Raw genomic sequence first — 7,934 nt, forward strand, 5'->3', positions numbered from 1 at the left:
ATCCCCGGTCGTTAATATAAGATTCGCGGTTGGCTGATTGGCGGCCGCGACATGAAAGGTTGGACAATGGCCAAAATATCCAAGGCACCCAGCGACGGCGTCTTCGCGGTCCTCCCACTGCGCGACATCGTGGTATTCCCGCATATGATCGTTCCGCTCTTCGTCGGGCGTGAAAAATCGATCAAGGCGCTGGAAGAGGTGATGGGTCAGGAAAAGCAGATCCTGCTTGCCACCCAGATGAATGCCGCCGACGACGATCCCGAGCCCGATGCCATCTTCGACATCGGCACGCTCGCCAATGTGCTGCAATTGCTGAAGCTGCCCGACGGTACCGTCAAGGTTCTGGTCGAAGGCGCCTCGCGCGCGAAAATCGTCTCGTTCACCGACCGTCCCGACTTCCACGAGGCCCGTGCCTCGGCGCTGGTCGAGCCGGAAGAGGAAGAGGTCGAGGTCGAGGCGCTGGCTCGTTCCGTCGTCACCGACTTCGAGAACTACGTCAAGCTGAACAAGAAGATCTCGCCCGAAGTGGTGGGTGCCGCCAGCCAGATCGACGACTATTCCAAGCTCGCCGACACGGTCGCTTCGCATCTCGCCATCAAGATCCCTGAAAAGCAGGAAATGCTGGCCACGCTCTCGGTGAAGGAGCGTCTGGAAAAGGCGATGGGCTTCATGGAGGCCGAAATCTCCGTCCTGCAGGTGGAGAAGCGCATCCGCTCGCGCGTCAAACGCCAGATGGAGAAGACGCAGCGCGAATACTACCTCAACGAGCAGATGAAGGCGATCCAGAAGGAGCTCGGCGAGGGCGAGGACGGCCGCGACGAAGCCGCCGAGATCGAGGCGCGCATCAAGAAGACCAAGCTTTCCAAGGAGGCCCGCGAAAAGGCGGAAGCCGAGTTGAAGAAGCTCAGGACGATGTCGCCGATGTCGGCTGAATCGACCGTCGTGCGCAACTATCTCGATTGGATCCTGTCGATCCCGTGGGGCAAGAACTCCAAGGTCAAGCAGGACCTGGCTTTCGCGCAGAACGTGCTCGACACCGATCATTTCGGCCTCGACAAGGTCAAGGACCGCATCGTCGAGTACCTTGCCGTACAAAGCCGCCAGAAGAAGCTGAAGGGGCCGATCCTGTGCCTCGTCGGCCCTCCCGGCGTCGGCAAGACCTCGCTCGGCAAGTCGATCGCCAAGGCGACCGGTCGCGAATTCATCCGCATGGCGCTGGGCGGCGTGCGTGACGAAGCCGAGATCCGTGGCCATCGCCGCACCTATATCGGCTCGATGCCCGGCAAGGTCATCCAGTCGATGAAGAAGGCGAAGAAGTCCAACCCGCTCTTCCTGCTCGACGAGATCGACAAGATGGGCCAGGACTTCCGTGGCGATCCGTCATCGGCGCTGCTTGAGGTGCTCGATCCCGAGCAGAACTCGACGTTCATGGACCATTACCTCGAGGTCGAATACGACCTGTCGAGCGTGATGTTCGTGACGACGGCGAACACGCTGAACATCCCGGCGCCCTTGATGGACCGCATGGAGATCATCCGTATCGCCGGCTACACCGAGGACGAGAAGATCGAGATAGCCAAGCGGCACCTGATGCCGAAGGTGGTGCGCGACCATGCCCTGCAGCCGAAGGAGTTCTCCGTCGGCGAGGACGCGATCCGCGCCATCATCCAGACCTACACCCGTGAAGCGGGCGTCAGAAGTCTGGAGCGCGAGCTGATGAAGCTCGGCCGCAAGGCGGTGACCGAGATCCTGAAGACGAAGAAGAAGACGGTGAACATCACGGCGGCGAACCTCGCCGACTATCTCGGTGTTCCGCGCTTCCGCTTCGGCCAGGTCGAGGCTGACGATCAGGTCGGCGTCGTTACCGGGCTCGCCTGGACGGAAGTCGGCGGCGAGCTGCTGACGGTCGAAGGCGTCATGATGCCCGGCAAGGGCCGCATGACGGTGACCGGCAATCTGCGCGACGTGATGAAGGAATCGATTTCGGCGGCGGCTTCCTATGTCCGCTCCCGTGCCATCGATTTCGGCGTCGAGCCGCCGCTGTTCGACAAGCGCGACATCCACGTCCACGTGCCGGAAGGTGCGACGCCCAAGGACGGACCGTCGGCCGGCGTGGCGATGGCGACCGCGATCGTCTCCGTTCTGACCGGCATTCCGGTCAAGGCGGATGTGGCGATGACCGGCGAGATCACGCTGCGCGGCAGGGTTCTGCCGATCGGCGGCCTGAAGGAGAAGCTGCTTGCCGCATTGCGCGGCGGCATCAAGAAGGTGCTGATCCCGGAAGACAACGCCAAGGATCTGGCGGAGATTCCGGACAACGTGAAGAACGGCATGGAGATCATTCCGGTCGCACGGGTCGGTGAGGTGTTGCGCCACGCGCTGGTGCGTATGCCGGAGCCGATCGAATGGGTCGAACCGGTCAATCCTCCGGCCACGACCGACACCACGGACGATGCCGGAAAGACGCTTGCGCATTAGAGCGTCGCGCGCCCACCTGGACGCGAAGGACGCTCTAATACCTGGACTTGCGCATGGTCCTTTCCGAAAACCGACCGCGGTTTTCGGGGCCATGCGTTGGTTTTCGCCAAGGTTGCAGTGCACAAACAGAGAGCCGGGCCCAGCGCCCGGCTTTTTCATGTGAAAAACCCAGCATTTCCGGGCTTTTTCCGCTTTTTTCCTGCCTTTTCGACTTGGTTGCGGCAACGCTTCTTTCTAAAGTCCGTTTCCTGCCGGATGAGTCGATAGTTCCGGTGTTCTCATGGAAGGGAATTTTTATGAACAAGAACGAACTGGTGTCCGCTGTCGCCGATGCCGCGAGCATTTCGAAGGGTGACGCGCAGTCGGCGGTCGATGCGGTATTTTCCGTGATCAGCGGCGAACTGAAGAAGGGCGGCGATGTCCGGCTTGTCGGCTTTGGCAATTTCACCGTGTCAAAGCGTGCGGCGTCGACCGGCCGCAATCCTCAGACCGGCGCCGAAGTGCAGATCCCGGCGCGCACCGTGCCGAAGTTCTCGGCCGGCAAAGGCCTCAAGGACGCAGTCAACTAAGCGCCCTTTTTCTTTTCAGAGACCAGAAAAGCCGGGCTTGCCCGGCTTTTCATTTTTGTGCCCGACGCCGAAGCGTGGCGGCCGGTCATGCGGTCGGCGCCTCGGGGCGCATGAGGCCTTGCTTCTTGAGGTCGGCCCAAAGCGCCGCGGGCAGCTTCGCATCGAGCAGCGCGCGGTTGCTCTCGACCTCGCTCGGCCGCTGGCCACCGGGGATCACCGAGACGACCGACGGGTGCAGCAGCGGGAATTGCAGGGCGGCCTCGATCAGCCGCACTCCATGACGCCTGCAGACGCTCTCGATGCCGGCGACCCGGTCGAGGATGTCCTTCGGCGCTTCGGAATAGTTGTAGTAAGCGCCGGGCTTCGGTCCCGTTGCGAGGATGCCGGAGTTGTAGGGCCCGCCGAGAACGATACCGATGCCGCGTGCCTGGCAGAGCGGCAGGAAAGACGTCAGCGCCTCCTGTTCGAGCAGCGTATAACGCCCAGCCAGCAGGAACAGGTCGAAGTCGCCGCGCTCGGCCAGCGTCTGCGCAACCTGCCACTCATTGATGCCGCCGCCGAACGCCTTGATGACGCCCTGGTCGCGGAGCGAGAGCAAGCCGTAGTAGCCCGAGCGCATGAATTCCTCGATGCGCCGGTCGGACGCTTCCTTGCTGCCATGGGTGAAGATGTCGACATCGTGCACGAAGAGGATATCGATACGGTCGACGCCGAGGCGCTCCAGCGAGGCTTCGAACGAGCGCATGACGCCGTCATAGCTGTAGTCGTACACCTCGCGGCGCGACGGCGTGTCGAAGAACTTGCCGATGCCGGTGCGCTCTTCCGGCGCGCAGGCGCGCATGATGCGGCCGACCTTGCTCGACAGCACATAGTCGTCGCGCTTCTTGCCGCGCAGGAAAGGGTTGAGCCGCGTTTCCGACAGGCCAAGCCCGTAGAGCGGCGCGGTGTCGTAGTAGCGGCAGCCGGTCGCCCAGGCGGCCGCCAGCGTGGCATTGGCATCCTCGTCCGAGACGGCACGATAGAGATTGCCGAGCGGCGCCGTACCGAAGCCGAGTTCGGTGAAACTGATGCCGCCATTGCCGATGCGGTCGAAATGCCGTGTCTTCATATCCTGCCGTTTGCCTCGCTTGATTTGTCTGACATGACACTATCATGCCTGTGGCTTGGCAAAAGCGCCGCGGGGTGTTGGACACGCATTTTCGCGGTTGCTAGCATGAACGAAATCAAGCTGTTCGTGGCGGCAAGAGCGGCAAATCTCGGGGTGATTTCGATGGCAGGTTTGCGGTGAGCGACAAGAGCAAAAGCCTGTTCGAGACCGCGCTAGCCGAACTCGGCGGCGTGCTGGCGCGCGTCGACGAGCACCGGATCGATGCTGCCTGCAAGATGCTGGCCGGCGCCCCTCGGATCGTCGTCTATGGCTGCGGGCGCGAGGCCTTGCAGGTCAAGGGTTTCGCCATGCGGCTCTATCATCTCGGCCTGCCGGTCTCGGTGGTCGGCGACATGAACACGCCGCCCTTGGGATCGGGCGATGTCTTCCTGGTCAGTTCGGGGCCGGGAGAGACCTCGACCGTGCTGACCCTCATGCAGGTCGCGCACGATGCAGGCTCGACCAACCTGCTGGTGACCGCCCAAGCCGAAAGCAGCGCGGCAAAGCGCGCCGATTTCACGCTGCTCATTCCCGCGCAGACCATGGCCAACGATCAGGGGGCGCGAAAGACATCGGTCTTGCCGATGGGCTCGGTGTTCGAGGGCGCACTGTTCCTGCTGTTCGAGGTGATGGTGCTGAAGCTCAAGGATTTGACCGGCGCGTCGCCTGATGCGATGCGTGCCCGCCACACCAACATGGAATAGATCATGCGCTACGAATTGATGCTGCCATACCAGATCCGCAGGGCGATCGCCGAGAATTGGCCGGTCGCCCTGCCGCTCGGCGTGCTCGAATACCATGGCGAGCACATGGCCGTCGGCATGGACACGCTGGCCGTCATCAAGATGCTGGAGCTGTTCGAAAAGGAGAGGGACGTCGTCATCCTGCCGCCCTTCTATTACGGTGCTGCGAGCTATGCGGTGGCGCCGCCGGAAGGCAGCGGCTCGGTGCAGGTCGGCGGCAATGTGCTGGCGCCGTTCGGCGAGGAGCTGTTCTACAGCCTGCTGCGCATCGGCTTTCGCAACATCCACGCCATCATCCACCATCAGACCGAGAATTTCGCCGCCGGCATGCCGACCGATCTGGCGTTCAAGACCGCCGGCCGCCAGGCGATCTTCCGCTTCCTCGAAAAGGAGCGCGGCGAGGGCTGGTGGGGCTCCGAGGCGATGGCCGGCTACTATGCCGAGCACGCCGAGGGCGATAATTTCTTCAACTGGGTGCAGGTGCATCCGCTGATGTCGCCCGACATGAACGGCAAGTACCCGTTCGATCATGCCGGCATCGGCGAGACCTCGCTGATGCTGGCGCTATGCCCGGAGGCTGTCGATGCGGGTCGCTTCGAAGACAACAAAAGCTGGTACACGGCGAGTGCCAGCGATGCTTCGGCGGAACTCGGTCAAAGGGGCGTCGCCATGATCATGGATCACCTGCGCACGATCTTGAGGAGTTAGCGCGGTTCTTCCTTCTCCCACAAGGCGCCGCTATTTGACCGCTCCAGCGGTCATGCCCATGATCAGATAACGCTCGAGCGCAATGCCTATGACGGCGAGAGGCGCGATGGCCGCCGTGGCAAGCGCCGCCATCGACCACCAGTTGATGCCTTGCGAGCCGGTCTGGCTCGCCACCATGACCGGAATTGTCTTGGCGTCGGTCGAGGTCAAAAGGGCGGCGAAGAAATACTCGTTCCAGCACAGCACCATCGCCAGGATGAAGGCAGCCACCATGCCGGGCAGCGCGATCGGCATGACGATGCGGAAGAACGCCCCCCAGATCGACAGCCCGTCGACGAGTGCGGCTTCCTCAAGCTCCACGGGTATCGAGTTGAACTGGTCGCGCATGATCCAGATGACGATCGGCAGCACCATCAGCGTGTAGAGCAGGATCAGCCCGACGCGCGTGTCGAGCAGGCCGACCTCCCGGTAGAGCACCAGGAAAGGCAGCGCCAGCACCACCGGCGGCAGGATCAACTGTGACAGGAAGAAGAACGAGATATCTTCGTTCTTGAACCAGGCGAAATGATAGCGGTAGCGGGTGAGCCCGTAGGCGGCGAGGCTGCCGATGACGATGGCGAGGCTCGACGCGCCGACCGAGGTGATCACCGAATTCATGAAGCGCTTGAGGAACTCGTCGCGCACCGTCGAGGTCTGGAAGATCGAGTCCGGCGACAGGCCGAGCGAACGCCAGCCCTTCCAGTCCGGCTGGAAGTCGACGAAGGGGATGAGATGGCCCTGGGTGACGTCCACCGCGGTCTTGAACGACGTCGTGATCGTCCAGTAGATCGGGAACAGGCAGATGAACGCCCAGAAGGCCAGCGCGCCATAGATGAAAACGCGGCTGGCGAGGAAGCTCGCCGGCGAGCGGATCTCCGAGGCGACATATTCGGTGGTCTGAACGCTCATCTTAGCTCAATTCACCCGATCTTGCTTCAATTGACCCATCCTGCTTCAATTCACATTGCGGACAAAACGGTTGGCGAATTTCAACAGCCACGTGACGAACACGATGATGATCACCAGATAGGCCATCGCCAGCATGGTTCCGTAGCCGACATTCGAGCGGTCGCGGTATTCGCGGTAGATGAAGCTCGACACGGAATCGGTGGCACCGCCGGGGCCGCCCGATGTCACGGTGATGATGATGTCGGCAAGCTTCAGCTTGAAGATGATGCGCAGGATCACCGCCGTCACCGACACCGGCAGCATCAGCGGGAAGGTGACCTGCCAGAAAGTCTGCCACACATTGGCACCGTCGACGCGTGCGGCTTCGAGCACCTCGCGCGACATCGCCTGCAAGCCGGCCAACAGCATGATCATCATGAACGGAATGAACGTCCAGGCATCCAGCACCATGATTGCGATACGCGCGATGATCGGGTCGCTGAAGAAGGCCGGATTCTCCCAGCCGAGATGGCGCGCCAGCGTCGCCGCCGGCCCGAACCGGTATTCCATCAGCGACTTGCCGATCATCCACGACACCGCGACCGGCGACAGCATCAGTGGCATCAGGAAGACGACGCGGAAGAATTTTCGTGCGCGGATCTGCGCGTTGAGCAGCAGCGCCAGGCTGAAGGCGATGACATACTCGACCGCCACCGCCAGCACATAGAGCACCATGTTGAACAGCGCATTGCGGTAATAGGGATCGCCCAGCATCTGCCAGAAATTGTCGAGCCCGTTGAACCTGCGGCCGCTGAAGGAACTGAGATTCCAGTCGGTGAGCGCGATGTAGAGACCGAACAGTGTCGGGAAGATCACCATGGCGATGGTGAACAGCAGCGCCGGCAGCAGGAACAGGGCACGCTGGCCGTCCTCGCCACGCGTCAGCACCTGGCCGATGCCGATAGCCACGCCCCACAGCACATAGGCGTAGACGACGGGGCGCCAGGTCTCGAAGCCGATCGTATCGGCGCTGCCCTTGTAGAGGATTTCCAGCACGATCGTCGCCAGCAGGCCGAGCGTTGCAACGGCCATCAGGACCCAGCCGAGCCGTCTGCGGCCTGGAGAAATCAGATCGGAAGTGCCGGCATCTGCCGGCCACTGGTTTGCGGTCGAAGTCTGGTCTGCCACAAATCTCGCCCGTTTGAAGGCTCTCAAGGAGCCGGAGCCGGTCTAAAGTGGTGGGGCGGGTGGGCGCGCCCCCGCGGGATTAGACCCCCCACAAACCGCGCCCGGCCAAGGGGAGCGAGGGAGGGGTGTTGGGGCCGCGGAGGTGGGGGGGGGTGGGCCAGCCCCCCCCCCACG

7 protein-coding genes are annotated in these 7,934 nt (G+C 62.4%); 4 read left to right on the forward strand and 3 right to left on the reverse strand.

All coding sequences use genetic code 11. The annotated features are described in order from the left end of the window. Positions 1-66: 66 nt before the first annotated feature. Positions 67-2,478 carry an endopeptidase La gene (gene lon / locus NKH02_RS23565; protein ID WP_352881828.1) on the forward strand — a complete coding sequence of 804 codons (2,412 nt, stop codon included), beginning with the start codon at positions 67-69 and terminating at the stop codon, positions 2,476-2,478. A gap of 296 nt (positions 2,479-2,774) precedes the next feature. Beyond that, positions 2,775-3,047, forward strand: coding sequence for an HU family DNA-binding protein (locus NKH02_RS23570; RefSeq protein WP_027143628.1), 273 nt, complete (start codon positions 2,775-2,777; stop codon positions 3,045-3,047). Positions 3,048-3,132: 85 nt separating this feature from the next. Here NKH02_RS23570 and NKH02_RS23575 read toward each other — a convergent pair whose 3' ends face one another. Then, the gene (locus tag NKH02_RS23575) at positions 3,133-4,155 is read right to left on the reverse strand and encodes an aldo/keto reductase (RefSeq protein WP_352881830.1); all 1,023 of its coding nucleotides are present in this window, start codon (positions 4,153-4,155) and stop codon (positions 3,133-3,135) included. Between the two features lie 176 nt (positions 4,156-4,331). On the opposite strand from NKH02_RS23575, the gene NKH02_RS23580 reads away from it, so the two are divergent. After that, the gene (locus NKH02_RS23580) at positions 4,332-4,898 is read left to right on the forward strand and encodes an SIS domain-containing protein (protein WP_352881832.1); all 567 of its coding nucleotides are present in this window, start codon (positions 4,332-4,334) and stop codon (positions 4,896-4,898) included. Between the two features lie 3 nt (positions 4,899-4,901). Continuing rightward, complete coding sequence (locus tag NKH02_RS23585; protein ID WP_352881834.1) at positions 4,902-5,645, forward strand: creatininase family protein; 744 nt, start codon at positions 4,902-4,904, stop codon at positions 5,643-5,645. Between the two features lie 30 nt (positions 5,646-5,675). On the opposite strand, the gene NKH02_RS23590 is transcribed toward NKH02_RS23585, so the two are convergent. Continuing rightward, positions 5,676-6,593 (reverse strand): carbohydrate ABC transporter permease, encoded by a 918-nt coding sequence (locus NKH02_RS23590; protein WP_352881836.1) that lies wholly within the window; start codon positions 6,591-6,593, stop codon positions 5,676-5,678. A 45-nt stretch (positions 6,594-6,638) separates the two neighbouring features. Next, positions 6,639-7,760, reverse strand: a complete 1,122-nt coding sequence (locus tag NKH02_RS23595; protein WP_352881837.1) for a carbohydrate ABC transporter permease — start codon at positions 7,758-7,760, stop codon at positions 6,639-6,641. Between the last annotated feature and the right edge of the window lie 174 nt (positions 7,761-7,934).

Source organism: Mesorhizobium sp. M1396 (assembly GCF_040317725.1).
In the GTDB taxonomy this organism is placed as follows: Bacteria; Pseudomonadota; Alphaproteobacteria; order Rhizobiales; family Rhizobiaceae; genus Mesorhizobium.

Excerpts from the sequence above, each read along its gene's own strand:
- NKH02_RS23570 (WP_027143628.1), top strand. The coding sequence starts at position 2,775 with ATGAACAAGAACGAACTGGTGTCCGCTGTCGCCGATGCCGCGAGCATT.
- NKH02_RS23590 (WP_352881836.1), bottom strand. The coding sequence starts at position 6,593 with ATGAGCGTTCAGACCACCGAATATGTCGCCTCGGAGATCCGCTCGCCG.
- NKH02_RS23575 (WP_352881830.1), bottom strand. The coding sequence starts at position 4,155 with ATGAAGACACGGCATTTCGACCGCATCGGCAATGGCGGCATCAGTTTC.
- NKH02_RS23585 (WP_352881834.1), top strand. The coding sequence starts at position 4,902 with ATGCGCTACGAATTGATGCTGCCATACCAGATCCGCAGGGCGATCGCC.
- lon (WP_352881828.1), top strand. The coding sequence starts at position 67 with ATGGCCAAAATATCCAAGGCACCCAGCGACGGCGTCTTCGCGGTCCTC.